The following is a 25,132-nucleotide window of genomic DNA, read 5'->3' as shown; positions in this document are numbered from 1 at the left end:
GCGGTCACCTCAGCTTCGGGTTGAGCGCGTCGCGCAGCCAGTCGCCCAAAAGGTTGACCGACAAAGCGAGCGCGAGAAGCGTCATGGCGGGGAAGAACAGGATCCACCATTCGCCCGAGAACAGGAATTCCTGACCGATGCGGATCAGCGTGCCGAGCGAGGGCTGGGTGGGCGGCGCGCCGACGCCCAGAAACGACAGGGTCGCTTCGGCGATGATCGCCAGCGCCAGCGAGATGGTGGCGATGACGAGGACAGGCGACAGCGTGTTGGGCAAAATGTGGCGCACCATGATGGCGACCGGCGAACGGCCGATCAGCCGGGCGGCCTGCACATATTCCTTGCTCTTTTCGACCAATGTCGCGCCGCGCACGACGCGGGCGAACTGCACCCATTCGGACAGGCCGATGGCGATGATCAGCACCCAGATCGCCACCTCGTCGCGCCGGTCGGGCGGGGTGATCCCCTTGGCGACCCCGAAGATCAAAAGCGCGACCAGAATGGCGGGGAAGGTGAGCTGGATGTCGGCAATGCGCATGATGATCGTGTCGGTGCGCCCGCCGACATAGCCCGAGAGCAGGCCGAGCGTGACGCCCAGGACCATCGCGAAGATCACCGCCGAAAAGCCGACGAACAGCGAAATCCGCATGCCGTAAAGGATGGTCGCGAACACGTCGCGGCCCTGGTCGTCGGTGCCCAGAACGAAGGTCTCGCCGGTGAACTGGTTGGGCTGCATCGGCTCGGAGAAGCCGTTCATCAGGTTGAGCGAACCGGGATCGAACGGGTTCTGCGAGGTGATCAGCGGCGCAAAGACCGAACTGCCGATCAAAAGGACGACGACGAGCGCGGCCAACATCGCAACGGGCGAGCGGCGGAACCGGTAGGCCAGATCGGAGTCGAGGGCGCGGGCAATCGCTTCCATCTCAGTGCCCTCCACCGCGCGATGCCGACAGGCGCGGATCGATCGCAAAGTACAGAAGATCAACGATCAGATTGATGACGACGAACATCACCGAGATCAGCATCAGGTACGAGGCCATGACCGGGATATCGACGAACTGGATCGAGTTGATGAACAAAAGCCCGACGCCGGGCCACTGGAACACCGTCTCGGTGATGATCGCGAAGGCGATGATCGAGCCGAGCTGCAGGCCGGTGATCGTGATGACCGGCACCAGCGTGTTCTTCAGCGCGTGGCGGAAATAGACCGAACGCTGGGAGAGGCCGCGCGCGCGGGCGAACTTGACATAGTCCGAGCGCAGCACTTCGAGCATCTCGGCGCGCACCAGCCGCATGATCAGCGTCATCTGGTAGAGGCCGAGCGTGATCGCCGGCAGGATGATGGCCTTGAGGCCGGACTCGGTCAGAAGCCCCGTGGTCCACCAGCCGATCTGCACCGTCTCGCCGCGGCCGAAACTGGGCAGCCAGCCCAGTTCGACCGCAAACACATAGATCAGCAATATGCCTATGAGGAAGGTTGGCAGCGAGACCCCGATCAGCGATGACGTCATGATGAAGTTGGACAGCCAGCCATCGCGCCGGATCGCCGTATAGACCCCAAGCGTGATGCCCAGAACGATGGCAAACAGCGCCGAGACCGCGGCCAGTTCCAGCGTGGCGGGCGCGCGTTCGGCCAGAATGTCGGCGACGGGCCGGCCCTGGCGGAACGAGACGCCGAAATTGCCCTGCGTTACGCCCTGCAGGAAGCGGAAATACTGGACCGGAAAGGGCTGGTCGAGCCCCAGTTCCGAGCGGACCCGGTCAATGTCCTCGATGGTGCGTTCCTGGCCGAGCAGATTGTCGACCGGATCGCCGACGAAGCGGAACAGCGAGAAGGCGACGAGCCCGACAACCAGCAGCACGACCACCGATTGCAGGACACGTCTGATGATGAATGCGAGCATTCAGGTGCTTTCTATTCGTTGACTGTCACCCAGCGCAGGATGAAGAAATTGTCGGGCCTCTGGGTCAGTTCGATGCCGTCGCGCACGCCCCAGATCAGCGGCTGGACGTAGAGCGGCACATAGGCCTGTTCGTCCTGCAGGATCCCGGCCACCTCATCGAGCATGGTCTGCCGCGCGGCATCGTCGATCTCCGATTGAATCATCGGCAGCAATTCGTCAACGCGCGCGTTGGAAAAGTCCCCGAAATTCCAGCTGCCAAGGCGTTTTTCCTCGTTGGGCGTGGCGGCAAGGAAGCGGATCGGGTGTTCGGCGTCGAACGTGCCCGGCGACCAGCCGAGCAGGTACATGTCGAAATTGTCTTCGCGCAGTTCGGGCCAGTAGGTGCGCACCGGCATGGCGTCGAGCTCGGCGCGCAGGCCGATCTGCGCCAGCATCGAGACGGCGGCCTGACACACCGATTCATCGTTCAGATAACGGTCGTTGGGGCATTTGAGACCGAACGAGAAACCGTCCGGATGTCCGGCTTCGGCCAGCAGCGCCCGGGCCGCATCGGGATCGTAGGCCGGCCGTTCGGCGAGCGCCGGCGTATAGCCGCGCATGGCCGGGCTGACCAGTTGCGAGGCCGGCTCGGCGGCACCGCGCATGATGGTCTGCAGGATCGCATCGACATTGATCGCGTGGGCGACGGCCTTGCGCACGCGGGCGTCGCGGAACGGGTTGGGTTCGCCGGCATCGTCCGAATATTTGATCGTTTCGGCCTGGTGGGCGAAGCCGAACATGATGACGCGCGCCTCGATGCCGGTGATCACGCCAACCCCGTCGCGCTCGGCGACGCGGCCGGCATCCTGCACGGGAACCGGATTGATCATGTCCACTTCGCCGGACAGGAGCGCGGCAACGGCGGTCGCGGAGTTCTGCACCGGGGTGAATTCGGCGCGGGTGATGTTGTGTTCGACCTCGCCCCACCAGCCCTCGAACGGTTCGAGCACGGTCGTCAGGCCCGGCTGGCGCTCGGCAAGGCGGAAGGCGGCGGTGCCGTTGGCGTTGAGCGTTGCGAAGTTCTCGGCGTCCTTGGCGGGCAGTTCGACGCCGTTGGCCTCGGCCCAGCCCTTGTCCATGATCATGAAGTTGGCGATCGAATCCGGGAAGATCGGATTGGGCGCAATGGTCAGAAAGTCGATGGTGAAATCATCGACGACCGTGACGTCGGAGACGGGCGCGAACCACGATGCAGTGTCGGCGGCTTCCGAGGAGGCGCGCTCGTAGGAGAACAGGACGTCGTCGGCGGTGAAGGCCGCGCCATCGTGGAAGGTGACGCCGCGGCGCAAGTTGAAGCGCCAGCCATTGCCGCCGAGCGGCTCCCAGCTTTCGGCCAGCGCCGGCTCCACGCTCATGTCCTTGCCGCGCCGGACAAGGCCCTCATAGACATTGTTGAGAAAACCCAGGACCGGCGCCGAGTTGACGGCATGCGGGTCCATGGTCTGCGGGTCGGTCTGTGCCGCCCATTTGAACGTTTCGGCATGGGCCGTTCCGGCGCCGAGCGCCAGCGCGGCCGCGACCAGAATGGTGTGCTTGTTCATGACGTCTCCCCTGTGTGGCGGGGCGGTGACGATGCCCGCCGGGCGGGCAGGGTAGGTCGGGGGCGCGATGCCCCCAACCCCTGTCGCGTCAAAGCGCGGTCACGCTTAGTTGAACTGAAGGAACTTGAAGTGCGGCTGGTCTTCAGGCTGCACCGCAAAGTCGATGTTTTCCTTCATGCCCCAGTTCAGCACCTGGTTGTGGATCGGCAGGTAGATGACCTCGTCCTGAACCTTCTGCCAGATGTCCGCGATGGTCTGGTTGCGGACCTCCAGATCGACCTCCGAGCCGAGCGACTGGATCATCGCGTCCACTTCGGGATCGGAGAAGCGCGAACCGTTCCACGAACCGCGATCTTCGGTGGTCGAATGGACCAGGAAGTTGAACACATATTCCGAATCGAATGTCGGAACGCCCCAGCCAAGCAGGTAGAAGTCGGTCTGCTTGCCCGAGATCAACGGGAAGTGGTTCGCCTTGGTCTGGGCGACCAGGTTCACCGTGATGCCGATCTGGCCCATCATGCCGACGACCGCCTGGCAGATTGCCTCGTCGTTGATGTAGCGGTCGTTCGGGCAGTGCAGGGTGACCTCGAAGCCGTCCTCATAGCCGGCTTCCGCCATCAGCGCCTTGGCGCCTTCGACATCTGCCGCCGGATACCGGTCGAGTTCCTCGTTCCAGCCATTGACGAAGGGCGGAATGATCACCCCGGTCGGCGCCGACTGGCCGCGCATGACGACCTGCTGGATCGCCTCGCGGTTGATCGCCATGTTCATGGCCTGCCGGACACGGACGTCGGCAAACGGGTTGGCGCCTTCGACGGTGTCGTTCTCGAGATCGTCATCGCCGGAGTTGATGCCGAAGAAGATCGTCCGGTTCTGCGGCGCGTTTTCGACCTTCAGCCCATCGGTGTCGGCGACACGCTGCAGATCCTCAACCGGTACGTCCTGGATCAGGTCGACTTCACCCGACAGGAGCGCGGCGACGCGGGTCGCAGCGTTCTGGATCGGCGTGTAGATGATCTCGGTGATTTCCATCGGGAACTCGTCGATGCCCCAATAGTCGTCGTTGCGGGCCAGCACGGTCTTGGTGTCGGGCTCGCGGCTGACAAGCTTGAAGGCGCCGGTTCCGTTGGCGTTGCGCACGGCGTAGGTCTCTTCGCCGTCATCGAACTCGGCCGGCTCGGTCACGTTGTTTTCCTCGGCCCAGCCCTTGTCCATGATGAACAGGTTGGTGAGGTTGTTGGGCAGGATCGGGTTGGGGCCTTCGGTCTCCATCTCGACCGTGTAGTCATCGACCGCACGAACTTCCGTGATGGTGACCAGCAGCTCCTTCATGTCCGAGCTTTCCAGCTTGGCCCGGTTGAACGAGAAGACGACATCTTCGGCGGTGAAGTCCTGGCCCTCGTGGAAGGTGACGCCCTCACGCAGCTTGAAGACCCACACGTTGGGGTTGCCTTCCTTGACCGACCATTCGGTGGCCAGCGCGGGGATCGGCTTGGCTTCCATGTCCGGCGAGATCAGCGGTTCGTAGATCTGCTGGGCAAGAGCATGGGTCGGGCCTTCGTTTTGCGAATGAGGATCGAGCGTCAGCGAATCGCCGGCGCGCGCCCAGCGCAGCGTTTCGGCGCTGGCCATGACGCTGGTGCCCGCAAGCAGTGCAGCCGTCAGCGCCGCGCCGATCATCTTGGTTTTGATATGCATGAATTTCTCCCGATTAGCGTGTCCGCAAAACGCGCGGACATGAGCCCAAAGTCTAGACAGAGCGCGTGATGCAAATCCAGCGAAAAATCAAACCGTTTTGACCTTTCGGTCAAAAATCAGCCGCCCGGTCAAACGCCCGGGCGGCCGCGAGATGGACGGTTCTGCCGGCCTGCGCGGGTCAGTCGAGCGCGGTCAGGACCTTGGTCATACGGTCGACGATCTGGTCGACATGTTCCTTCTCGATGATCAGCGGCGGCGAGAAGGCGATGATGTCGCCTGTCGTGCGGATCAGAAGGTCATGATTGTGATAGGCGTCGAGGAAGGCCGAGAAGGCGCGCTTGGTCGGCGCGCCGGCGATCGGTTCGAGTTCGACCGCGCCGATCAGGCCCAGATTGCGGGTGTCGATGACATGCGGCAGGCCCTTGAGCGAGTGGATCGCGTCGGCCCAATAGTCCGCCATCTCCGCGCCGCGGCTCAGAAGGCCCTCTTCGGCATAGGTGTCCAGCGTGCCGAGCGCCGCCGCGCAGGCGAGCGGATGGGCCGAATAGGTGTAGCCGTGGAAGAACTCGATCATGTGGTCGGGGCCGGACATGAAGGCGTCGTGGATGTGGTTGGCCGCGAAGACCGCGCCCATCGGCACGGTGCCGTTGGTCAGGCCCTTGGCGGTCGTCATCAGGTCCGGTTTGACGCCAAAATAGTCGGCGCCGAAATTCGTGCCCAGGCGCCCGTAGCCGGTGATCACCTCGTCAAAGATCAGAAGGATGCCGTGCTCGTCGCAAATCTCGCGCAGGCGCTTGAGATAACCCTTCGGCGGCAGCAGCACACCGGCCGAGCCGGCGACGGGTTCGACGATGACAGCGGCGATGGTCGACGGGTCGTGCAACTGGGCGATGCGCAACAGGTCGTCGGCCAGTTCGATGCCGTGCTCGGGCTCGCCGCGGGCGAAGGCGTTGCGCGACAGGTCATGGGTGTGGCGCATGTGATCGACGCCGGTCAGCAGCGTGCCGAACATCTTGCGGTTGGCGACGATGCCGCCGACCGAGATGCCGCCGAAATTGACGCCGTGATAGCCGCGCTCGCGGCCGATCAGGCGGAAACGGCCGCCATCGCCCTTCGCCCGGTGATAGGCGAGTGCCATCTTCAGCGCCGTTTCGACCGATTCCGAGCCGGAATTGGTGAAGAAGACATGGTCGAGACCGTCCGGCGACAGGTCGGCAAGGCGCGTCGCCAGTTCGAACGCGCGCGGGTGCGCCATCTGAAAGGAGGGGGCATAGTCGAGCGTCGCGGCCTGGGTCTGGATCGCCTCGACGATCTTCGGCCGGTTGTGGCCCGCATTGACGCACCACAGACCGGCAATGCCGTCGAGCACCTGCCGGCCGTCATCGGTGACATAATGCATGCCGTCCGCGCCGGTGATCATGCGCGGGGCGCGCTTGAACTGCCGGTTTGCCGTGAACGGCATCCAGTAGGCGGAGAGGTCGTTGGGGCGCGAAACGGGTTTGTCGAGCATGGCCGGCACTCCTGCAAAGAGGTAAGGCGGCGCTGACGAACGCCGCCTGATCCATGCCCGGGACGCTATGCCTGCGCCCGTGCGCGGTCAACCCGCAATTGCCGGCTGACCTAGTCCTCGTCGTCCTCGAGGATGCGCGCCGCCGCGCCGTCCAGATCCTCGTACTGGCCCGAATTCAGGCTCCAGATGAAGGCGCCTAGGCCCAGAAGTCCGAGAAAAAGCGCGATGGGTATGAGAACGGTCAAAAGCGTCATTATTCGGCAGCTTCCATGGAACCGGTGCCGACCGCAAGTGCGGACCGCGCCGGGCGGTTGGCCGCCGGCGCCGGATCGCCGCGCGTCAGGCGCATCGAGTTGAGCACGACGACGATCGAGGAGGCGGACATGGCAATCGCCGCGACCAGCGGCGTGACCATGCCGGCCATGGCGATCGGCACGGCGATCACGTTGTAGGCGAAGGCGAGCCCGAAATTCTGCTTGACCAGCGCCTGGGCGCGCAGCGCGATGCCGCGCGCGGCGGTGACCGCTTCGAGGCTGTCGCGGGTGAAGACGAAGTCGGCCGCGGTGCGCCCGACATCGGAGCCCGAGGCGGGCGCCATCGAGACATGTCCGGCGGCCAGCGCCGGCGCATCGTTGATGCCATCGCCGACGAACAGCACTTTCTTGCCTTCGGCGCGGAGCGCCTCGATGCGGGCGATCTTGTCGGCCGGCGACTGGTCGGCGTGCCATTCGGTCACGCCGAGCCGGTCGGCGAGGCGGGCGACCTGCGCGGCGGCATCGCCGGAAACGATCCGCGTGCCGATCCCCGCATTGTGAAGGGCTTCTATGGCTGCCGCCGCGCCGTCACGGACATGTTCGCCCAGTTCGACTGCCAGAAGCGGTCCGCCCTCGACGGCAAAGGCCAGACCGCCTGATCTATCGCTGTCGGACATGTCTTCGGCGATCTCGGCGACCCACGCCCTGCGGCCAAGCCGCGCCCGCCCGCCGGAAAAGGCTCCCTCGACGCCAAGGCCGGGATGCTCGGCGATATCGGTGCCGCGCGCCGTGGCGCCGGCGTCCAGATGGGTCAGCAGCGCGCGTGACGCGGGATGGCCGGAGGAGGCGGCGAGCGCGCGCGCAATCGCGATGTCGGACGGGCGTTCGATGGCACAGCCGATGACCGTCGGCGTGCCGGTTGTCAGTGTGCCGGTCTTGTCGAACACCGCTTCGTCGGCTTCGGCCAGCCGTTCAAGCGCCGCGCCGTCCTTCATAAGGATGCCGTTCTCGAAAAGCCGTGTCGCGCCGATGACGTGGACGACGGGCACGGCCAGGCCCAGCGCGCAGGGGCAGGTGATGATCAGAAGCGCGATGGCGATATAGAGCGATGTGTGCCAGTCGCCGCCGGTGATGACCATCCAGGCGACAAAGGCAATGGCGGCCAGCGAGTGGACGAAGGGCGCGTAAAGCCGTGCGGCCCGGTCGGCGGCGCGGACATAGGCGCCGCGTCCGTTCTCGGCCGCTTCCATCATCGCCCGCACCTCGGCAAGGAACGATTTGTCGGCGGTGTTTGTGACTTCGATATCAAGGACGCCGGTCAGGTTCATGGCGCCCGCTTCGAGCGCGGTTCCAGCTTCGGCGGTGACCGGCAGGCTCTCGCCGGTGACCAGCGAGCGGTCGACGTCCGAAAGACCGTTCTCGACCGTGCCGTCGACCGGCAGGCGCTCGCCGGCAAAAACGCGCACCGTCATGCCCGGCTCGATCTCGTCGAGCGGCAGATAGCGCATCTCACCATCGCCCGTGAGCACGTTGGCGCCCTTGGCCGAAAGACGGCTGAGCTGGACGACGGCGGTGCGCACGCGCTCGCGCATGCGCTGGTCGAGATAGCGGCCGATCAGGAGGAAGAAGAGCAGCATGGTCGCCGCTTCGAAGTAGGTCTTGTCTCCGCCGGTCAGCGCCTCGAACAGGCTCATGCCGGTGGCCAGCGAAATCGCCAGCGAGATCGGCACGTCCATGTTGACGCGGCCGTTCCTGAGCGCGCCCCAGGCCGAACGGAAGAAGACCCGGCCGGCGTAGAAGACGGCGGGAATGGCGATCAGCGCCGAGATCAGGTGGAACAGGTCGCGTGTCGCGCCCTCGGCGCCCGACCAGACCGACACCGACAGAAGCATGATGTTGGCCGAGGCGAACCCGGCGACGGCCAGCGATTTGAGCAGTTCGGAATCGCGGCGCTTGCGCTCGAGTTCGTCGAGATCGCCCAGATCGACCGGCCGGGCGGGAAAGCCGAGCGCGGCAAGAGCGCCGGCCACCTCGATGGGCCCGGTTACGGCCGGATCGAGATGAACCGTGACCCGGCGCAGCGAGAGATTGACCCGCACATAGGCGACGCCATGCATCGGCCGGATGGCGCGTTCGATCGAGGAGATGCAGGCGCCGCAGTGGATGTCGGGTGCCGAAAAGACGTACTCGACCGTGCCGTCGTTGCGCTCGCGCCCGGCGTGGAGCAGTTCCTCGGCGCGCGAGAAATCGGCCGATGCGCTGACGCCCACCGCACCGTCGGCGGCGATGTTGCCACCGCAGCAGGTCATTGAACGGTGAAGCGCAGCGTGCGCGTCCAGACATCGCCGCCGGCGCCGGTCACGGTCACGTCGGCGTTCCAGACCCCGCTGGCCAGATCGGTCGATCCCGCGTAGGTACCGGCTTCGCCCTCGGCGAACTGCACCGTGTGGTCCTGTGCCTCAAAGGAGGGCCGGCCAAGCCTGGCGGTGATGATCGCATCCTCGATCGGCTCCTGGGCGGCATCGTGCATGATCAGCGTCAGGACGCCCTCGCTGTATTCGGGCACCGCCTTCCAGCCCATCGCCAGTTGCCGGCGCTTTTCTGCGGTCACCTCGTTGAAGTGCTGGCTGGCGACATAGGAGTTCTTGACCACCAGCCCGGTCCAGCTGTTGGTGGCGTTCCATGCCATGAACAGGTTGACCGAGATGATGACGCAGAAGAAGGCGAGTATGATGGCCAGAAAATGCCAGCCGGTGAACGGGTTGGGTGCGAAGATGCGTTGCAGCATGGCGATCACTCCGGCGCTTCGAAATTGGCGTTGTAGATGTCGGTCTCGCCGGCTTCGCCTTCCTCGACGATGAAGGAGAAGGGTGTCGAACCGGGTGCGACCATGTCGCGCGGCTGGGAAACGAACACGCGCAGCGGACGCAGCTTGTCGGGCTCGACGGGGATGTCAAATGTCGTGCCGGGTTCGGCGTCAATGCCGTTGATGGCCATGACAGCGCCGGGCAGGCCGTCGAGCGTCAGCGTGATGGTGCGCGGTTCGGCGACCATGTTGAGGATCTTGACCGTGTAACCGTTGCGGATCGAACCGTCCGACAGGGTGGTGAAGACCGGGTTGCGGTCGTGCAGGACGTTGACTTCGAGCCGGTCGCGGGTGCCGAGCGCGATGAGAAGCGCGATGCCAATAGCAGCCCACGCGGCGGTGTAGATGATCGTGCGCAGGCGCAGCATCTCGCGCCATTTGAAGCCGCGGATCGCATCGACGAAATTGCCGTTCTGGTCGCGGACGTTGGACGGATCGATGGCGCCGGAGTTCTCGCCGCCCATGGCGACCCGCATGTTATGATTGTAGTCGGCAAGCGTGGCGTAGGAGATCAGGCCGCGCTCATGGCCGACCTTGTCCATCACCGCGTCGCAGGCGTCGATGCACAGCGCGCAGGTGATGCATTCGAGCTGCTGGCCGTCGCGAATGTCGATGCCTGTGGGGCAGACGGCGACGCAGGCGTTGCAGTCGACGCAATCGCCGGGCAACAGCCCTTGCGCCTTTGCCTTCTTCTGGCCGCGCATGCGCGGCTCGCCGCGCCAGTCATTGTAGGTGACGACCAGCGAGTTCTCGTCGAGCATGGCCGCCTGGATGCGCGGCCAGGGGCACATGTAGATGCAGACCTGTTCGCGCATGATGCCACCAAAAACATAGGTGGTGGCCGTCAGGACGGCGACCGTGGCGTAGGCGATGAACGGCGCCTGTCCGGTGGCGAAATTGTAGGCCAGGGTGGGTGCGTCCGCGAAATAGAAGATCCAGGCGCCGCCGGTGGCCACCGCGATGACCAGCCATGTCGCGTGCTTGGCCAGCTTCTTGGCGATTTTCGAACCGGTCCAGGGTTCCTTGTCGAGCCGGATACGGGCGTTGCGGTCGCCCTCGAAAAAGCGCTCGATGACCAGAAACAGGTCGGTCCAGACGGTTTGCGGGCAGGTGTAGCCGCACCAGGCGCGGCCGACCACCGAGGTGATCAGGAACAGGCCAACGCCCGCCATCACCAGAAGGCCGGCGATGTAGATGAACTCCTGCGGCCAGATCTCGACGAAGAAGAAGTAGAAGCGCCGGTTGGCCATGTCGATCAGGACAGCCTGGTCGGGCGCATGCGGTCCGCGATCCCAGCGCAGCCAGGGCGTGATGTAATAGATGCCCAGCGTGACCGCCATGATGATCCATTTCAGGCGGCGATATGTGCCTTCGGCGCGCTTGGGGTGGACTTTCTGGCGGGCTGCGTAAAGCGGTTGCGCGTTTTGTTTCGCGCCCTTGTTGACGGCTTCAACGTCAAGCTTTTCGACGGCGGTCTGATCCAACACACTATGCCTCTTTAACGGGCTTGTACGGAACCGGGGAACGCATGCGTCCCCCGGCAATATCCAAAGCTGTAAATGGAAGGTCGCAACCGGTCGTTGATTTGGGTCAACCGGGCCCGTGCCGTGGGTGCGACAGCTTGTCAGGGGCGGGCGGCGATTTTTGCCGGTGAACCGGGGGCCACGAAAAACGGCGCCCGGAGGCGCCGTTCGTCGACCAGTTCGCGGGAGAATGGGTGGCCTACTGGCCGCCGCCGAGTTGGTGCACGTAGACCGCGAGCTGCTTGACCGTCGTCTCGCCCAGGCGGTCGCCCCAGGCGGGCATGACGCCCTGCTGCGGATTGTTGATCTGGGCGACGATCTCGGCATGGCTGCCGCCATAGAGCCAGATCGCGTCGTTGAGGCGCGGTCCGCCCAGTTCGGGCACGCCTTCGCCGTCGATGCCGTGACAGGCCGAGCATTCGATCTCGAACGTCTCGGCGCCGCGCGCGGCGGCCTCCTCGTCATATTCCTGGCCGGACATCTGGCGCACATACCAGGCGACATCCGAGATCTGGTCGCGATCGAGAATCTGGTCGCGGCCATAGGCCGGCATGTCGTTGAAGCGCGTGTCGAGATCGGGCTCGTGGCGGATGCCGTGGCGGATGGTCCAGGCGATGTCCTCGAGCGTACCGCCCCAGATCCAGTCATCGTCGTTGAGGTTGGGATAGCCCTCGCCGCCGGCGGCACCCGAACCGTGACACTGCACGCAGTAGACCTTGAAGGCGGACGAACCGCCGGCCACGGCGAACTGGACCAGTTCCGGATCGGCCGCGATCGCGTTGACATCGGCCTGTTCGATGCGGCTCAGATAGACCGCCTGTTCGGCCCGCGCCGCGTCCATCTCCTCGGCCAACTGGCCGCGCGAGGACCAGCCCAGAACGCCGGCGGTGGCGCCGGTGATGCCGGGCCATGCCGGGTAGGCGATGGTGTAACCGATCGTCCAGACGATCGTGGCGTAGAAGGTCCACAGCCACCAGCGCGGCAGCGGGTTGTTCAACTCCTTGATGCCGTCCCACTCATGGCCGGTGGTTTCGACGCCCGAGACTGCATCGATGTCTTTCTTGTCATCGGCCATTTGTTCAGTCCTCCTTGAAGGGGATTTGTGCGGCGTCGTCGACGTGCTTCTGGGAGCCGGGCCGGAAGATCCAGAAGACGACGAACAGGAAGATCGCCATCAGGTAGACCAGTCCCCAACTGTCGGCGAAGGTGCGCATGGCTTGGTAGTCAAAGTCCATCGTGCCAACTCCTAGCGGAAGTTCTCTTCGGGCTGGTAGACGGTGAAGTCGACCAGGGTTCCGAGCATTTGCAGGTAGGCGACGAGCGCATCCATCTCGGTCAGCCGAGCGGGATCGCCATCGAAGTCGCCGGTGACGGCCTTGGGATAGCGTTCCTCGATGCCCGACCAATCGGCGTCGGGATCGGCCTGCGCGGCGAGATCGGCCTCGGCGTTCTCGACCATCTCGTCGGTGTAGGGCACGCCGACACGCCGGTTGGCGATCAGATGACCCGATACGTTCTCGATGGTCAGATCCGTGGTGGCCAGGAACGCATAGGACGGCATGATCGATTCGGGCACGACCGACTGCGGGTCGATCAGGTGCTGAACCTGCCACTCGTTGGAGTAGCGGCCGCCGACCCGGGCCAGATCGGGCCCGGTGCGTTTCGATCCCCACTGGAACGGATGGTCGTACATCGATTCGGCGGCCAGCGAATAATGGCCGTAGCGCTCGACCTCGTCGCGGAACGGGCGGATCATCTGCGAGTGGCAGACATAGCAGCCCTCGCGGATGTAGATGTTCCGTCCGGCCAGTTCGAGGGGCGAATAGGGACGCATCCCTTCCACTTCCTCGATGGTGTTTTCCAGATAGAACAGCGGCGCGATCTCGACGATGCCGCCGATGGAGACGACCACCAGCGAACTGACCAGAAGCAGCGTCGCGTTCTTTTCCAGAATGGAGTGTTTGTCGATAAGAGCCATTTCCCGGGGCCTCCTTATTCAGCCGGCTGGGCGACGGGTTGCGGGGCTTCTTCGCCCATGGGCACCTCGTCGCGCAGCTTGCCGCGGATCGTCATGTAGATGTTGAAGCCCATGATCAGGCCGCCGACCAGATAGAGCAGCCCGCCCAGCGTGCGCAGCACGTAGTAGGGGTGCATGGCGGCCACCGATTCGGCGAACGAATACACCAGGAAGCCCTGATCGTTGTACTCGCGCCACATCAGGCCCTGCTGGATGCCGGCCACCCACATGACGGCGGCGTAGACGACGATGCCCAGCGTTGCGAGCCAGAAGTGCCAGTTGACCATGCGCAGCGAGTAGAGCCGCTGGCGGCCCCACAGCTTGGGCACCAGGAAGTAGACCGCGCCGAACGAGATCATGCCGACCCATCCCAGCGCGCCCGAATGCACGTGGCCGATGGTCCAGTCGGTGTAGTGGCTGAGCGAGTTGACCGCCTTGATCGACATCATCGGGCCTTCGAAGGTCGACATGCCGTAGAAGGCTACGGCGATCACCATCATGCGCAGGATCGGGTCGGTGCGCAGCTTGTCCCAGGCGCCCGAGAGCGTCATCAGGCCGTTGATCATGCCGCCCCAGGAGGGCATCCACAGCATGATCGAGAAGACCATTCCCAGCGTCTGCGCCCAGTCGGGCAGGGCGGTGTAGTGCAGGTGGTGCGGACCGGCCCAGATGTACAGGAAGATCAGCGCCCAGAAGTGGATGATCGACAGCCGGTAGGAATAGACCGGCCGGCCGGCCTGCTTGGGAACGAAATAGTACATCATGCCCAGGAAGCCCGCGGTCAGGAAGAAGCCGACGGCGTTGTGGCCGTACCACCACTGCGTCAGCGCGTCCTGAACGCCGGAGAACAGCGAATAGCTCTTCGCGCCCAGGAACGAGACCGGCATGGCCAGATTGTTGACCACGTGCAGCATCGCAATGGTGATGATGAAGGCGAGGTAGAACCAGTTGGCCACATAGATGTGCGGCTCCTTGCGCTTCATCAGCGTGCCCATGAAGACCAGCAGATAGGCGACCCAGACGATCGTCAGCCACAGGTCGACATACCATTCCGGCTCGGCATATTCGCGGCCGGCGCTGCCGCCCAGCAGATAGCCGGTTGCGGCCATGACGATGAACAGCTGGTAGCCCCAGAAGACGAACCAGGCCAGGTCGCCGCCGAACAGGCGGGCGCGGCAGGTGCGCTGAACGACATAGAAGGAGGTTGCCAGCAGCGCGTTGCCGCCAAAGGCGAAGATCACCGCCGATGTGTGCAGCGGGCGCATGCGGCCGAAGTTGAACCACGGCTCGATGTTGAGCTGCGGCCAGGCAAGCTGGGCGGCGACGACGACACCGACCAGGAAGCCGACAATGCCCCAGGCCACCGTGGCGATGGCGCCGTAGCGGACGACACTGTCGAAATATTGCGATTCGCTGGCGGCATCGCCGCCGGCGGGTGCGAATTTGGCGGTGCGCAGCAGCACGGCGGTCGAGCCGAGCAGCACGACGGTCAGGATGCCCATGTGCACCCTGAACAGTTGATCCTGGCCGAGCGCCGCTCCGAGCAGCGCCAAAAAGGCGCCTGCTCCCACCAGCACGACCCAGCTTGCGTTTCTCATTGATTGTCCTCTCGCACTTGCATGTACACGATGGCGTGCCCCCGCACGTCGGCGTGCAATTGCGGCCCGGCCATGCCGGGTCATGACCGTCTCTGCCCGAGGGCCGGTATGCGTGCTTTGATCTTGATCAAGGACCCGACTGAGGTAGCACGTCTACTTTCGGCTGCATCGGAAAGCGCAACCTCGGGGCATGCCGGATGAATTTGCCGACCAACAACGGTGCGGGCGCGAGCGATGCAGGCAATGGGGGCGCCGCTTTGCGCATCGTCGGCAAGGGCGCGGACGAAGAGGCGCGCCGGAAGGGCATCGACCAAGCCGCGAACGGCAATGGTGCTTCCGTCGTCGCGATCGCAGGGACGCTCAAGCACCACATGAATGTGCAGCACAATCTGTGCAGCGCGCTGGAGGCCTTGGCCGACAAGCTGCCCGCCGATGTCCGCAACGACGACTGTCTGGCGCTGGCCCGCAGCGTCTATCCGATCGTGCACCGCAGCCATGTGTTCGAGGAACAGACGCTGTTTCCGTTCCTGAAGGCACAGTGCGCCGACGTGCCCGATCTCGGCGATACGCTGGATCGCCTGCATGGCGAGCACTGGGAGGACGAAGCCTTCGCCGAGGAGGTGCACCACGAGCTGGTGGCGTTCGCCGCCGACCGCTCCCAAATCAATGTCGAAAAGCTCAGCTACATGCTGCGGGGCTTCTTCGTGGGCCTGCGTCGCCACCTGGCCTTCGAGCGCGAGCATTTGCTGCCGATGGTCGAAGCGCTGGAGGATGGTCGATGAATCTCGCCGTCAAGCATGATGTCACGGCGCTTCTGTCGCAGCGCGGCGGCGCCGTGCCGCGCTATACGAGCTATCCCACCGCGCCGCATTTCGAGGCCGGTCTGGGACCGGCGATGCAGGCCGAACTGTGCGCGGCGCTCGACGAGACCGATCCGGTCTCGGTCTATCTGCACGTCCCGTTCTGCGACCGTTTGTGCTGGTTTTGCGGCTGCAACACCAAGCACACGCTGAAATATGAACCGGTGCGCACCTATGTGGATGCGCTGCTCGACGAGATTGCCGGTTTCGGCAAGTCGCTCGGGTTCCGGCCGCGCGCGGGGCAGGTGCATTTCGGAGGCGGCTCGCCGTCGATCCTGTCGGCCGGGGATATGGGGCGGATCGGCGCGGCCCTGCGCGAGGCGTTTGTCGTCGGCCCGCAGACCGAGATCAGCGTCGAGATCGATCCGTCCGATGTCACCGAAGAGACACTGCGCGGGCTGGGCGATCTGGGCGTTACGCGGGCCAGCGTCGGCGTTCAGGATTTCGATCCGCTGGTGCAGCGCGCCATCAACCGGCCGCAGACATTCGAGCAGACGCGCGATGTCATCGCGGCGATGCGCGCCGCCGGGGTCGGCTCGGTCAACATCGATGCGCTTTACGGCCTGCCGCTGCAGACCCGGCCGCGACTGATGCGGACGATTGATCAGGTCGTCTCGCTCGATCCCGACCGGATTGCGCTGTTCGGCTATGCCCATGTGCCGTGGGTCAAGAAGCACCAGAAGATGATCAAGGACGAGCATCTGCCGGACATGCACGAGCGCTTCCAGCAGGCGCTGGCGGCGGGTGCCGCACTGGCCGAGGCCGGCTATGACACGATCGGCATCGACCATTTCGCCAAACCCGGCGACGGTCTTGCGGTGGCGGCGCGCAGCGGGCATCTGCGGCGCAACTTCCAGGGTTACACGACCGACCGGTGCCATGCGCTGATCCCGTTCGGCGCCTCGTCGATCGGCGCATTCGAAGGCGGCTATGTGCAGAACATCGTCGCCACGGGCCAGTACCAGGAGGCCGTGCGGTCGGGCCGGAGCGCTGCGGCCAAGGGCTACCGCATGACAGCGGACGACCGCATCCGCGCCCACATGATCGAGCGCCTGATGTGCGACTTCCGGATATCTTTCGACGATTTGGAGGCCCGGTTCGGCGATGCGGCCGAGCCCTATGTCAACGAGGCTGTGGCGCTGGCCGAGGCCGATGCCGACTTTGTCTGCGGCGCCGATCCGGACGGCTTCTTCGTGCCCGATACGGCGCGTCCGTTCACGCGGCTGGTCGCCGCACGGTTCGACGCGCATCTCAAGGGCTCAGATTTCCGCTATTCGAAGGCGGTCTAGCCGCCGCTACTGCTCGTTCTCGCAAGCGCCCTGCAGGCGGGCCAGCGATGGCACGATCACCGTGCGGTTGTTTTCCAGCTCGATAATGCCGGACTTGCGCAGCTTGGTGATCTGCCGGCTGACCGTCTCGATGGTCAGGCCGAGGAAGTCGGCGATCTCAAGACGCTTGAGCGGCAGTTCGAATCGGATCGTGTGCTCGTCATCGTCCAGTTCGGGGTCGATGTTGGAGGCGATCAGGTAGAGAAAGCTCGCAACCTTTTCGGTCGCGGTCTTGCGGCCGAGCGTCAGCATCCATTCGCGCGCTTCGTCCAGTTCCTTGAGCGTCTGCTCGTGCAGCGCATGTTCCATGTTCGGCGCCGAGCGCGCGAGATCCTCGATCACGGATTTGGGGAAGGAACACACGCGCACATCGGTCGCCGCCTCCGCCGAATAGCTCGATTGCGACGAGAAGATGCGGCCCAGGAAATCGGGCGCGAACTGCAGCCCGACGATCTGCTGGCGGCCGTCGGCCATCAGCTTGGTCAGTTTGACCACGCCCGACAGGATGTTGGAGTAGGTGTGCACATCGTCGCCGACAGTGATCAGTTCGGACTGGCTGCGATAGACATGTTTGGTCGTGTGCTTGGACAGCTGCACGAGCTGGTCGGGCGTCAGCGATCCACACACGCCCTTGTGCCGCGATTCGCAGGCACGGCAGACCAGCGGGACGTCGGAATTGTGAACGTCGAGACGAGGGGTCTTGCGCGCTGCGTCCTTGTTGCTTTGCACGTTCGCTCTCCCGATGTCCCAATAGTGTCAACATAACGTGACACTTGGGATTGCGCAAACTTACCGCGCGGCTTTAGTTTTTATTTGTGAAATCAGTGTGTATGCCGCAAACAACTGATTTTTTTGTGTTTTTTCTGCGTCGGGCAAGCTGCAAGGGTCTTCATGGGTTTGAATGGTCCGAAATTATTGCCTCGATTCAACCGTATCGCGGCCCTTGTTCAGCAGCGACCGATCGCATATGGCGCCCGTTTTTTCTCCGATGCAATCGGCCCGCGCCAAGCCAAGTGTCGCAGACGAAAGTCTAACCTGCTGTTGCGGTCTGGAGCCGCGTTGATCGGCTTGGCGGATCGGGCTAAGCGCGGAGCCGCCCAACAGGAGCCGCGATCATGACCGATCTCCCCAAAACGCCCTCATTCCGGCTGGAGGGACGGCGCGCGCTGGTCGCCGGCGCATCGAGCGGCATCGGGCTGGGCTGCGCGGTCGCGCTGGCCGAAGCCGGAGCGCATGTGGTGATGGCCGCGCGCGGGCGCGAAAAGCTGGACGCCGCCGTCGAAGCGGTCCGAGAGGCGGGTTTTTCGGCAGAAGCCATGACGTTCGATGTCGCCGATATCGGGGGCATGCGGCTGGCGCTTGCCGGACAGAAACCGTTCGACGTGGTGGTCAATTCGGCGGGCCTGGCGCGGCACGCGCCGGCGCTTGAGACCACCGAGGACGACTATGACGCGGTGATGGATGCCAATCTCAAGGGCGCCTATTTTCTTGCCACCGAAGTGGCGCGGGGCATGGCCGCGGCGGAGAAGGGCGGATCGATCATCACCGTGTCCTCGCAGATGGGCCATGTCGGCGGCATCGACCGCGCGGTCTATTGCGCTTCAAAGCACGCGGTCGAGGGCATGACCAAGGCGATGGCGATCGAATGGGGCGCGCACGGGATTCGCGTCAACACGGTCTGTCCGACCTTCATCCGCACGCCGCTGACGCAGGCAACATTCGACAATCCCGACCGGGTCGCCTGGATCGCCGACAAGATCAAGCTCGGCCGGGTCGGCGAGGTCGAGGACATTATGGGCGCGGTGGTGTTCCTGGCGTCGGACGCCTCGGCGCTGGTCACCGGCACCTCGCTTCTGGTCGATGGCGGCTGGACGGCGGGCTGACCGTCGGTTTCAACTCATCTCGGCGAGAAGCGAGGCATTGCCGCCGGCGGCGGTGGTGTCGATGCACACATGCCGTTCGATCAGGCACCAGGGCGTGATGTCGCGCGCGGTCGCCAGCGGCACGATCGGCCCGTCGCGGCCCGCCAGCGCCCGGCGCATGGCGCGGGCCGCCGCCTCATCGCCCCAGAAGGCGACCGCGTCGAAACCGCCCAGTCTGGCCAGGTCGTCGGGGTCGAGCACACCATCGACAACATTGGCGCCGCAGGCGCCCGGCGCTACCATCAGGGCCCCGCATCCTGCCGCCATCGCCTGGCGAGCCTGTTCGTGGGCGTCGTCGAGCGACGGGCCCAGGCACAGGACCAGCCCGCGCGGATGGGTCGACCAGCGATTCGACTCGCCTGTGGGGCCGGGCAGGTCGCGCGTCTCGCGCGCCCCGGTGGCGATCTCGCCGCGCACGCGGTCCAGCCGCTGCTGGACGGTCGATCCGGCTGCCGGCCGTCCCGCCGCCGGTTCGGCCGCAATGGCCGCCTGTTTTCCAAAGCGCGGCAGATAATGCGGGCCGCCGGCCTTCGGGCCGGTGCCTGAAAGCCCTTCGCCGCCGAATGGCTGCGAGCCGACAATGGCGCCGATCTGGTTGCGGTTGACGTAGATGTTGCCAGCATGGATCGCCGAAGCGATCTGCTCGACGCGGTCGTCGATGCGCGTGTGCATGCCGAAGGTCAGGCCGTAGCCGGTCGCATTGATCGCCGCCACGCCATGGTCGATATCGCCGGCGGCGAAGGTCGCCACATGCAGGACCGGGCCGAACACCTCGCGCGTGACCTCCTCGATGCCGGACACGCGAATGACCGACGGCGAAACGAAGGTGCCGCGGTCCGGAATGGCGAGTCGTTTCAGAAGGTTGCCGGTCTTTTCTGCGGCATCGATATAGGCGCGGATTTGGTCGCGTGCGGCGGCGTCGATTACCGGGCCGATGTCGGTCGAAAGGGTCCAGGGGTCGGCAACGGCCAGTTCGTCCATGGCGCCGAACAGCATTTTCAGGAACGGCTCGGCGATATCTTCCTGCAGATAGAGAACGCGCAGCGCCGAGCAGCGCTGACCGGCCGAGCGGAAGCTTGAGACGATGATGTCGCGCACCGCCTGTTCGGGCAGGGCGGTCGAATCGACGATCATCGCATTGATGCCGCCGGTCTCGGCGATCAGCGGCGCGGACGGCGCGAGGTTGCCGGCCATGGCGCGGTTGATCGTCTGTGCCGTCGCGGTCGAGCCGGTGAAGCAGACGCCGCCGACGCGCCGATCCGAGGTGATCGCCGCGCCAACGGTGCCGCCCCTTCCCGGCAGCAATTGCAGCGCGGTGCGCGGCACGCCGGCCTGGTGCAGAAGTCCGACGGCGCGGTGCGCGATCAGCGCGGTGGCTTCGGCGGGCTTGGCGATCACGGCGTTGCCTGCGGCCAGCGCCGCCGAAATTTGCCCCGTGAAGATGGCAAGCGGGAAGTTCCAGGGCGAGATGCAGGCAAACGTGCCGACCGGTTCGGCATCCGGCGCCTTCCGCGCCTCGGCCGCATAATAGCGGAGGAAATCGACCGCCTCGCGCAGTTCGGCGATGGCGTCCTCGGTGATCTTGCCCGCTTCGCGCGTCAGGATGGCGAACAGTTCGCCGAAATTGTCTTCGTAAAGACCGGCGGCGGCGTTCAGGACCGCGGCGCGGTCGGCGACCGCGGCATTCCATGGTCGGGCCGCGCCAAGTGCGGCCTCGATGTCGGCTTGCGTCGCTTCATGCACCGTGCCGACATGATCGTCGCCATTGGCCGGATTGACGACGGACGCCGGTTTGCGGTCGGGGTCGTCGCGGTCTTCTGCGAGCAACGGCGCGGCGGCCCATTGGCGGTCGCGCCATGGCGACCGCGCGTCTTCGATGCGGGCGATGTCGGCCGGATCGTAAAGGTCGAAACCCTTTGAGTTGGCGCGTTCGGGCGCGAAGAGGTCGGCGGGCCGGCGCACCTGCCGGTCCGGGGCGTTGGCGAGCGCGTCGAAGGGGTCGGCGGCAACCGTCTCGGGCGGGACGGCCTTGTCGACGATCTGGTTGACGAAGGAGGAATTGGCGCCGTTCTCCAGAAGCCGGCGAACCAGATAGGCCAGAAGGTCCTTGTGCGCGCCGACCGGCGCATAGATTCGGCAGCGCGTTCCTTCAGTTTGAAGTACGCGCGTGTGCAGGCTTTCGCCCATGCCGTGCAGACGCTGGAACTCGTATGTCTTCGGGTCCGCGCCCATTTCGAGGACGGACGCGACCGAATGGGCGTTGTGTGTGGCGAACTGAGGATAGATGCGGTCCGTCAGGTTCAACAGATGCCGCGCGCAGTGCAGCCAGGCGGCATCGGTCGCCGGTTTGCGGGTGAAGACGGGAAAGCCTTCGAGCCCGGCCATCTGCGCCCATTTGATCTCGCTGTCCCAATAGGCGCCCTTGACCAGACGCACCATGATCCGCCGGTCATGGCGTTCGGCCAGTGCATGAAGCCAGTCGATCACCGCCATCGCCCGTTTGCCATAGGCCTGGACGACCACGCCGAACCCGTCCCAGCCGGCAAGGTCCGGATCGGCGATCACCTGTTCGATGACATCGAGGGACAGCTCGAGCCGTGCCGCTTCTTCGGCATCGATGTTCAGTCCGATGCCGGCCCGGGCGGCAAGGCGCGCGAGTTGTGCCGCGCGCGGCACGAGTTCGGCGAGGACACGCCCGCGCTGCGGCTCCTCATAGCGCGGATGCAGGGCGGAGAGCTTGATGGATATGCCCGGATTGTCCTTGACCGCGCCATGCGTTGCGGCCTTTCCGATGGCGTTGATCGCCGCCATATAGGCCGTGTAATAGGTGTCGGCGTCGCGCATGGTCAGCGCCGCTTCGCCCAGCATGTCGTAGGAATAGGTGAAGCCCCTGGCTTCCATCCCCGCCGCGCGTTCCATGGCCTCGCCGATCGACTGGCCGAGCACGAATTGCCGGCCCAGTTCGCGCATCGCCTGCTTGACGGCGGTGCGGATCACCGGCTCGCCCAGCCGCTTCACTGCGCCGTGCATGACCGAGGCGAACCCGCCTTTGGGCGGATCGCGCAGCACATTGCCCGTCAGCATCAGCGCCCAGGTCGAGGCGTTGACCAGCGAGGAAGCCGACCGGCCCAGATGCTCGCCCCAGGCCGATGGGGCGATCTTGTCCTCGATCAGCGCATCCATCGTGTCGGCGTCGGGAACCCTGAGCAGGGACTCGGCAAGGCACATCAGCGCGATGCCCTCGTCGGTCGAAAGCCCGTATTCAGCCAGAAACACCTCCATCAGGCCGGGCGTGTCCATCTTGCGGATGTCGCGCACCAGCGCCGAGGCCCGGAGATGGGCGTTCTTGCGCGCTTCGTCACCGATCGGCGCGGCGGATGCCATGTCGGCCAGCGGCTCGGCCTCGTCGGCCAGGTGCAGGCGGGCGATGCGTTGGCGATGGGACGCCAACGCATCGGATGGGGGGAGCGGTGCGTCGTTCATTTCGCCAGTCTAGCTCACAGCAGCGAGGCATGTTGCCCCTTGATCGGCAACTGGAAGGCAATATGAATGGAAAATCGCCTGACAAACAGGAGTTTTGCCGATGAACCATGCGATTGAAGCCGATCTGGACCGTTTCGATCGCCGGATCGTCGAGGAACTGAGCCGGGACGGGCGCATGCCGGTGACGACGCTGGCCGGCCGGGTCGGCCTGACCAAGACGCCCTGCCAGACGCGGCTCAAGCGGCTGATCGACAGCGGCGTGATCCGCGGCTTCCGCGCGGTGGTCGATCCGCGCCGCATCGGGCGCGAGCATGTCGCCTTTGTCGAGGTCAAGCTGAACGACACGACCGAGGCGGCGCTGACGGCGTTCAACAAGGCGGTGGCGGCGCTGACCGAGATCGAGCAGTGCCACATGATCGCCGGGCCGTTCGACTATCTTTTGAAGGTACGCACGCGCGATATTGCCTCCTATCGCCGGGTGCTGGGCGAGAAGATCTCGGCGCTGCCGCATGTCGCCAACACCTCGACCTATGTGTCGATGGAGGCGGTCAAGGACACCGGCGCGTAAGCGGCCTCGCTCTTGCGGCCTGGCTGTGGCAAACTATGTGCGGCGCAGCAAGCGTCCGGAGAACGCCATGATCAGCGCCATCGTCTATGCCCTTCTGGTCACCGTGGCCGCGGCCTCGGGCGGCATCTTCAAGCCCGGCGAATGGTACGAGAAGCTCGACAAGCCCGGCTGGACGCCGCCGAACTGGGCGTTCCCGGTCGTCTGGACGATCCTGTACCTGATGATGGGGGCGGCCGGCTGGATCGTGTGGCGGCTCGAGGGCTTCGGTATCGTCACGGTGCTTTGGCTGGCGCAGCTCGTCTTCAATGCGCTGTGGTCCTACCTTTTCTTCGGCATCAGGCGCATGGACTGGGCGCTGATCGATTCGGGGGCCATGTGGCTGACAATTGCCGCCTTCATCGTTCTGGCTTGGCCGGTCTCGACCACCGCGGCGCTTTTGTTCGTGCCGTATCTGGTCTGGGTGAGCGTCGCGTTCGCGCTCAACAAACGGGTGCTGGATCTCAATCCGGACGCTGTGCCGACACGCGTCTGAAGGCGCGGTGGCGGAACCACAGTTCCGCCAGATGCATCACAAAGCCCAGCGACAGGAAGCCGGCGATCGCAAGAGCGCCATGGCCGATCAGGGCCGAGCGCAACGCCGCCATCAGCGCCAGCCCCGAAAGCGTGTTGAAGATCAGCGTGCGCCGCGCGGCGGGCGTGCGGTAGACGAACAGAAAAACCGCCAGCTCCAACAGCAGAACCGCCATGGCGATCTCGGCCAGCCGGCCGGACGCGGCAATTTCGGCCAGCCAATCGGTGACGAGGGTCACGGAGCGCTCAGGTCGTGCGGGCGAGGCCGAGAAGCTGGGCGGTGTCCTTGACCATGATCTTGAGGTGGGCGAGCGGGTCGCGGCGCACCAGCTTCTTGTTCAGATAGCCTTCCCAGGTCAGGCGCTGAACGTCCGGGTCGGCGCACATGGTGACGAACTTCTCGCGGCGCTTGTCGGAGGAATACCAGAAATACTGCATCATCCCGAGCACGAAGAAGACCTTGCCATGGTCCTTCATGAAGCGCTTGCGGGCCGACTTCAGCGCGGTCGCCCGCTGCGTTGCGATCGCCTCCAGGGCGGCGTCGGCGCACAGGCGCCCGGTCAGCATCGCGTAATAGATGCCTTCGCCGGAAGAGGGGGCGACGACACCGGCCGCATCACCCGCCAGGACGATGTTCTTGCCATTGTCCCAGCACCGCATCGGCTTGAGCGGCAGCGGCGCGCCTTCCTCGCGCACCGTCTCGCAGTCGGCAAGCCCGGCATCCTCGCGCAGCTTGCGCGTCGCTTCCTTGAGCGAATGGCCTTTCACGGCCGAACCGGTGCCGACCGAGGTGTGTTCGCCATGCGGGAACACCCAGCCGTAAAAATCCGGCGAGATGCGGCCGTCATAAATGACATCGCAGCGGTCGGCGCGGAACTTCGCCGGATCGGGTGTCGCCGGGGATTTGACGATCTCGTGGTAGGCGAAGACGTAAGGCGGCTGCCTGGCCTTGTCGAACGCGGTCCGACGCACGGCGGAGTTGGCGCCATCGGCGCCGATCAGCATGCGCGCGGTGATCCGGTGGGTCTTCGATTTGTCCGCCTTGTCGGCAATGTGCGCGGTGACCGTGCCGTCGGCGTTCTGGTCGAGGCCCTTGAACGACCCGACAATGTAGTCGGCGCCGGCCTGCCGGGCGCGCTCGCGCAGCCAGGGGTCGAACTTGTCGCGATCGACCATGCCGACATAGCCGATATTGCCGATCGTCATGTCCACAGACTTGCCCGAGGGCGCGATGATGCGGGCGGCATGAGCCTTGGAGACGAGTTGCTCCTGCGGGATGGCGAACTCGCTGATCGCCTTGGTCGGGATCGCGCCGCCGCACGGCTTGATGCGGCCTTCCTTGTCGACGAGCACCACGTCGTGACCCTGAACAGCAAGATCGTGCGCTGCGGTCGCCCCGCCGGGGCCGCCGCCAATGACGATGACATCGTGGATATGGTCGGACATGGGGTCTT

At 65.0% G+C, this 25,132-nt stretch carries 22 protein-coding genes; 5 read left to right on the top strand and 17 right to left on the bottom strand.

Annotated features, from left to right (window positions below):
• Window positions 1-4: 4 nt before the first annotated feature.
• From DEM25_RS13375 to ccoN, 13 genes are all read right to left on the bottom strand, one after another.
• Window positions 5-919 (bottom strand): ABC transporter permease, encoded by a 915-nt coding sequence (locus DEM25_RS13375; protein WP_109766245.1) that lies wholly within the window; start codon window positions 917-919, stop codon window positions 5-7.
• 1 nt (window position 920) lies between these two features.
• Window positions 921-1,901 (bottom strand): ABC transporter permease, encoded by a 981-nt coding sequence (locus DEM25_RS13370; RefSeq protein ID WP_109766244.1) that lies wholly within the window; start codon window positions 1,899-1,901, stop codon window positions 921-923.
• An 11-nt stretch (window positions 1,902-1,912) separates the two neighbouring features.
• Window positions 1,913-3,481 carry an ABC transporter substrate-binding protein gene (locus DEM25_RS13365; protein ID WP_109766243.1) on the bottom strand — a complete coding sequence of 523 codons (1,569 nt, stop codon included), beginning with the start codon at window positions 3,479-3,481 and terminating at the stop codon, window positions 1,913-1,915.
• A 105-nt stretch (window positions 3,482-3,586) separates the two neighbouring features.
• Window positions 3,587-5,179 carry an ABC transporter substrate-binding protein gene (locus tag DEM25_RS13360; protein ID WP_109766242.1) on the bottom strand — a complete coding sequence of 531 codons (1,593 nt, stop codon included), beginning with the start codon at window positions 5,177-5,179 and terminating at the stop codon, window positions 3,587-3,589.
• 178 nt (window positions 5,180-5,357) lie between these two features.
• Window positions 5,358-6,689 carry an omega-aminotransferase AptA gene (aptA, locus tag DEM25_RS13355; RefSeq protein ID WP_109766448.1) on the bottom strand — a complete coding sequence of 444 codons (1,332 nt, stop codon included), beginning with the start codon at window positions 6,687-6,689 and terminating at the stop codon, window positions 5,358-5,360.
• Window positions 6,690-6,799: 110 nt separating this feature from the next.
• Complete coding sequence (gene ccoS / locus DEM25_RS13350) at window positions 6,800-6,943, bottom strand: cbb3-type cytochrome oxidase assembly protein CcoS (protein WP_109766241.1); 144 nt, start codon at window positions 6,941-6,943, stop codon at window positions 6,800-6,802.
• Window positions 6,943-9,252 carry a heavy metal translocating P-type ATPase gene (locus DEM25_RS13345; protein WP_109766240.1) on the bottom strand — a complete coding sequence of 770 codons (2,310 nt, stop codon included), beginning with the start codon at window positions 9,250-9,252 and terminating at the stop codon, window positions 6,943-6,945. The genes ccoS and DEM25_RS13345 overlap by 1 nt, the downstream gene beginning before the upstream one ends.
• On the bottom strand, window positions 9,249-9,731 hold the full coding sequence (locus DEM25_RS13340) for a FixH family protein (protein ID WP_147393325.1): 483 nt from the start codon (window positions 9,729-9,731) through the stop codon (window positions 9,249-9,251). The genes DEM25_RS13345 and DEM25_RS13340 overlap by 4 nt, the downstream gene beginning before the upstream one ends.
• A gap of 5 nt (window positions 9,732-9,736) precedes the next feature.
• Window positions 9,737-11,296, bottom strand: coding sequence for a cytochrome c oxidase accessory protein CcoG (gene ccoG, locus DEM25_RS13335; RefSeq protein ID WP_109766238.1), 1,560 nt, complete (start codon window positions 11,294-11,296; stop codon window positions 9,737-9,739).
• Window positions 11,297-11,531: 235 nt separating this feature from the next.
• Entirely contained in the window at window positions 11,532-12,407 is an 876-nt protein-coding gene (gene ccoP / locus DEM25_RS13330; RefSeq protein ID WP_109766237.1) for a cytochrome-c oxidase, cbb3-type subunit III, read from the bottom strand.
• A gap of 4 nt (window positions 12,408-12,411) precedes the next feature.
• Window positions 12,412-12,567 (bottom strand): cbb3-type cytochrome oxidase subunit 3, encoded by a 156-nt coding sequence (locus DEM25_RS13325; RefSeq protein WP_109766236.1) that lies wholly within the window; start codon window positions 12,565-12,567, stop codon window positions 12,412-12,414.
• A gap of 11 nt (window positions 12,568-12,578) precedes the next feature.
• Window positions 12,579-13,310 (bottom strand): cytochrome-c oxidase, cbb3-type subunit II, encoded by a 732-nt coding sequence (gene ccoO, locus DEM25_RS13320; protein ID WP_109766235.1) that lies wholly within the window; start codon window positions 13,308-13,310, stop codon window positions 12,579-12,581.
• 14 nt (window positions 13,311-13,324) lie between these two features.
• Window positions 13,325-14,947, bottom strand: coding sequence for a cytochrome-c oxidase, cbb3-type subunit I (gene ccoN, locus DEM25_RS13315; RefSeq protein ID WP_109766234.1), 1,623 nt, complete (start codon window positions 14,945-14,947; stop codon window positions 13,325-13,327).
• 197 nt (window positions 14,948-15,144) lie between these two features.
• Between ccoN and DEM25_RS13310 the strand changes: the two genes are divergently transcribed.
• Both DEM25_RS13310 and hemN read left to right on the top strand, forming a co-directional pair.
• Window positions 15,145-15,729: a hemerythrin domain-containing protein gene (locus DEM25_RS13310; protein ID WP_109766233.1), complete on the top strand. Its 585-nt coding sequence runs from the start codon at window positions 15,145-15,147 to the stop codon at window positions 15,727-15,729.
• On the top strand, window positions 15,726-17,096 hold the full coding sequence (gene hemN, locus DEM25_RS13305) for an oxygen-independent coproporphyrinogen III oxidase (protein ID WP_109766232.1): 1,371 nt from the start codon (window positions 15,726-15,728) through the stop codon (window positions 17,094-17,096). The genes DEM25_RS13310 and hemN overlap by 4 nt, the downstream gene beginning before the upstream one ends.
• A 6-nt stretch (window positions 17,097-17,102) precedes the next feature.
• Here the strand turns inward: hemN and DEM25_RS13300 are convergent, their stop codons facing one another.
• A complete protein-coding gene (locus DEM25_RS13300; protein ID WP_109766231.1) occupies window positions 17,103-17,864 on the bottom strand; it encodes a Crp/Fnr family transcriptional regulator in 762 nt (253 codons plus the stop codon).
• 386 nt (window positions 17,865-18,250) lie between these two features.
• Here DEM25_RS13300 and DEM25_RS13295 point away from each other — a divergent pair, with 386 nt between their 5' ends.
• Window positions 18,251-19,018, top strand: coding sequence for an SDR family NAD(P)-dependent oxidoreductase (locus tag DEM25_RS13295; protein ID WP_109766230.1), 768 nt, complete (start codon window positions 18,251-18,253; stop codon window positions 19,016-19,018).
• A gap of 9 nt (window positions 19,019-19,027) precedes the next feature.
• Here DEM25_RS13295 and putA read toward each other — a convergent pair whose 3' ends face one another.
• Window positions 19,028-22,540, bottom strand: a complete 3,513-nt coding sequence (gene putA / locus DEM25_RS13290; RefSeq protein ID WP_109766229.1) for a bifunctional proline dehydrogenase/L-glutamate gamma-semialdehyde dehydrogenase PutA — start codon at window positions 22,538-22,540, stop codon at window positions 19,028-19,030.
• Window positions 22,541-22,640: 100 nt separating this feature from the next.
• Between putA and DEM25_RS13285 the strand changes: the two genes are divergently transcribed.
• Window positions 22,641-23,108, top strand: coding sequence for an Lrp/AsnC family transcriptional regulator (locus DEM25_RS13285; RefSeq protein ID WP_109766228.1), 468 nt, complete (start codon window positions 22,641-22,643; stop codon window positions 23,106-23,108).
• Between the two features lie 67 nt (window positions 23,109-23,175).
• Window positions 23,176-23,640, top strand: coding sequence for a TspO/MBR family protein (locus tag DEM25_RS13280; protein WP_109766447.1), 465 nt, complete (start codon window positions 23,176-23,178; stop codon window positions 23,638-23,640).
• Here DEM25_RS13280 and DEM25_RS13275 read toward each other — a convergent pair.
• Together DEM25_RS13275 and DEM25_RS13270 are read right to left on the bottom strand one after the other, a co-directional pair.
• Window positions 23,609-23,917, bottom strand: coding sequence for a hypothetical protein (locus DEM25_RS13275; protein ID WP_109766227.1), 309 nt, complete (start codon window positions 23,915-23,917; stop codon window positions 23,609-23,611). The genes DEM25_RS13280 and DEM25_RS13275 overlap by 32 nt on opposite strands.
• A 7-nt stretch (window positions 23,918-23,924) precedes the next feature.
• A complete protein-coding gene (locus tag DEM25_RS13270; RefSeq protein ID WP_109766226.1) occupies window positions 23,925-25,124 on the bottom strand; it encodes a geranylgeranyl diphosphate reductase in 1,200 nt (399 codons plus the stop codon).
• Between the last annotated feature and the right edge of the window lie 8 nt (window positions 25,125-25,132).

It is taken from the genome of Oceaniradius stylonematis, assembly GCF_003149475.2.
Classification (GTDB): Bacteria; Pseudomonadota; Alphaproteobacteria; order Rhizobiales; family Rhizobiaceae; genus Roseitalea; species Roseitalea stylonematis.
The sequence above is the reverse complement of the archived record's forward strand: the minus strand, read 5'-3'. Positions and strand labels throughout refer to the sequence as shown.

Bases quoted from the DNA above. Each gene is read 5' to 3' on its own strand.
- ccoP (WP_109766237.1), bottom strand. From the start codon at position 12,407: ATGGCCGATGACAAGAAAGACATCGATGCAGTCTCGGGCGTCGAAACC.
- DEM25_RS13345 (WP_109766240.1), bottom strand. From the start codon at position 9,252: ATGACCTGCTGCGGTGGCAACATCGCCGCCGACGGTGCGGTGGGCGTC.
- ccoS (WP_109766241.1), bottom strand. From the start codon at position 6,943: ATGACGCTTTTGACCGTTCTCATACCCATCGCGCTTTTTCTCGGACTT.
- DEM25_RS13375 (WP_109766245.1), bottom strand. From the start codon at position 919: ATGGAAGCGATTGCCCGCGCCCTCGACTCCGATCTGGCCTACCGGTTC.
- DEM25_RS13365 (WP_109766243.1), bottom strand. From the start codon at position 3,481: ATGAACAAGCACACCATTCTGGTCGCGGCCGCGCTGGCGCTCGGCGCC.
- DEM25_RS13310 (WP_109766233.1), top strand. From the start codon at position 15,145: ATGAATTTGCCGACCAACAACGGTGCGGGCGCGAGCGATGCAGGCAAT.
- DEM25_RS13360 (WP_109766242.1), bottom strand. From the start codon at position 5,179: ATGCATATCAAAACCAAGATGATCGGCGCGGCGCTGACGGCTGCACTG.
- aptA (WP_109766448.1), bottom strand. From the start codon at position 6,689: ATGCTCGACAAACCCGTTTCGCGCCCCAACGACCTCTCCGCCTACTGG.
- DEM25_RS13325 (WP_109766236.1), bottom strand. From the start codon at position 12,567: ATGGACTTTGACTACCAAGCCATGCGCACCTTCGCCGACAGTTGGGGA.
- ccoO (WP_109766235.1), bottom strand. From the start codon at position 13,310: ATGGCTCTTATCGACAAACACTCCATTCTGGAAAAGAACGCGACGCTG.
- hemN (WP_109766232.1), top strand. From the start codon at position 15,726: ATGAATCTCGCCGTCAAGCATGATGTCACGGCGCTTCTGTCGCAGCGC.
- DEM25_RS13280 (WP_109766447.1), top strand. From the start codon at position 23,176: ATGATCAGCGCCATCGTCTATGCCCTTCTGGTCACCGTGGCCGCGGCC.
- ccoN (WP_109766234.1), bottom strand. From the start codon at position 14,947: ATGAGAAACGCAAGCTGGGTCGTGCTGGTGGGAGCAGGCGCCTTTTTG.
- DEM25_RS13370 (WP_109766244.1), bottom strand. From the start codon at position 1,901: ATGCTCGCATTCATCATCAGACGTGTCCTGCAATCGGTGGTCGTGCTG.
- DEM25_RS13340 (WP_147393325.1), bottom strand. From the start codon at position 9,731: ATGCTGCAACGCATCTTCGCACCCAACCCGTTCACCGGCTGGCATTTT.
- putA (WP_109766229.1), bottom strand. From the start codon at position 22,540: ATGAACGACGCACCGCTCCCCCCATCCGATGCGTTGGCGTCCCATCGC.
- DEM25_RS13295 (WP_109766230.1), top strand. From the start codon at position 18,251: ATGACCGATCTCCCCAAAACGCCCTCATTCCGGCTGGAGGGACGGCGC.
- DEM25_RS13285 (WP_109766228.1), top strand. From the start codon at position 22,641: ATGAACCATGCGATTGAAGCCGATCTGGACCGTTTCGATCGCCGGATC.
- DEM25_RS13270 (WP_109766226.1), bottom strand. From the start codon at position 25,124: ATGTCCGACCATATCCACGATGTCATCGTCATTGGCGGCGGCCCCGGC.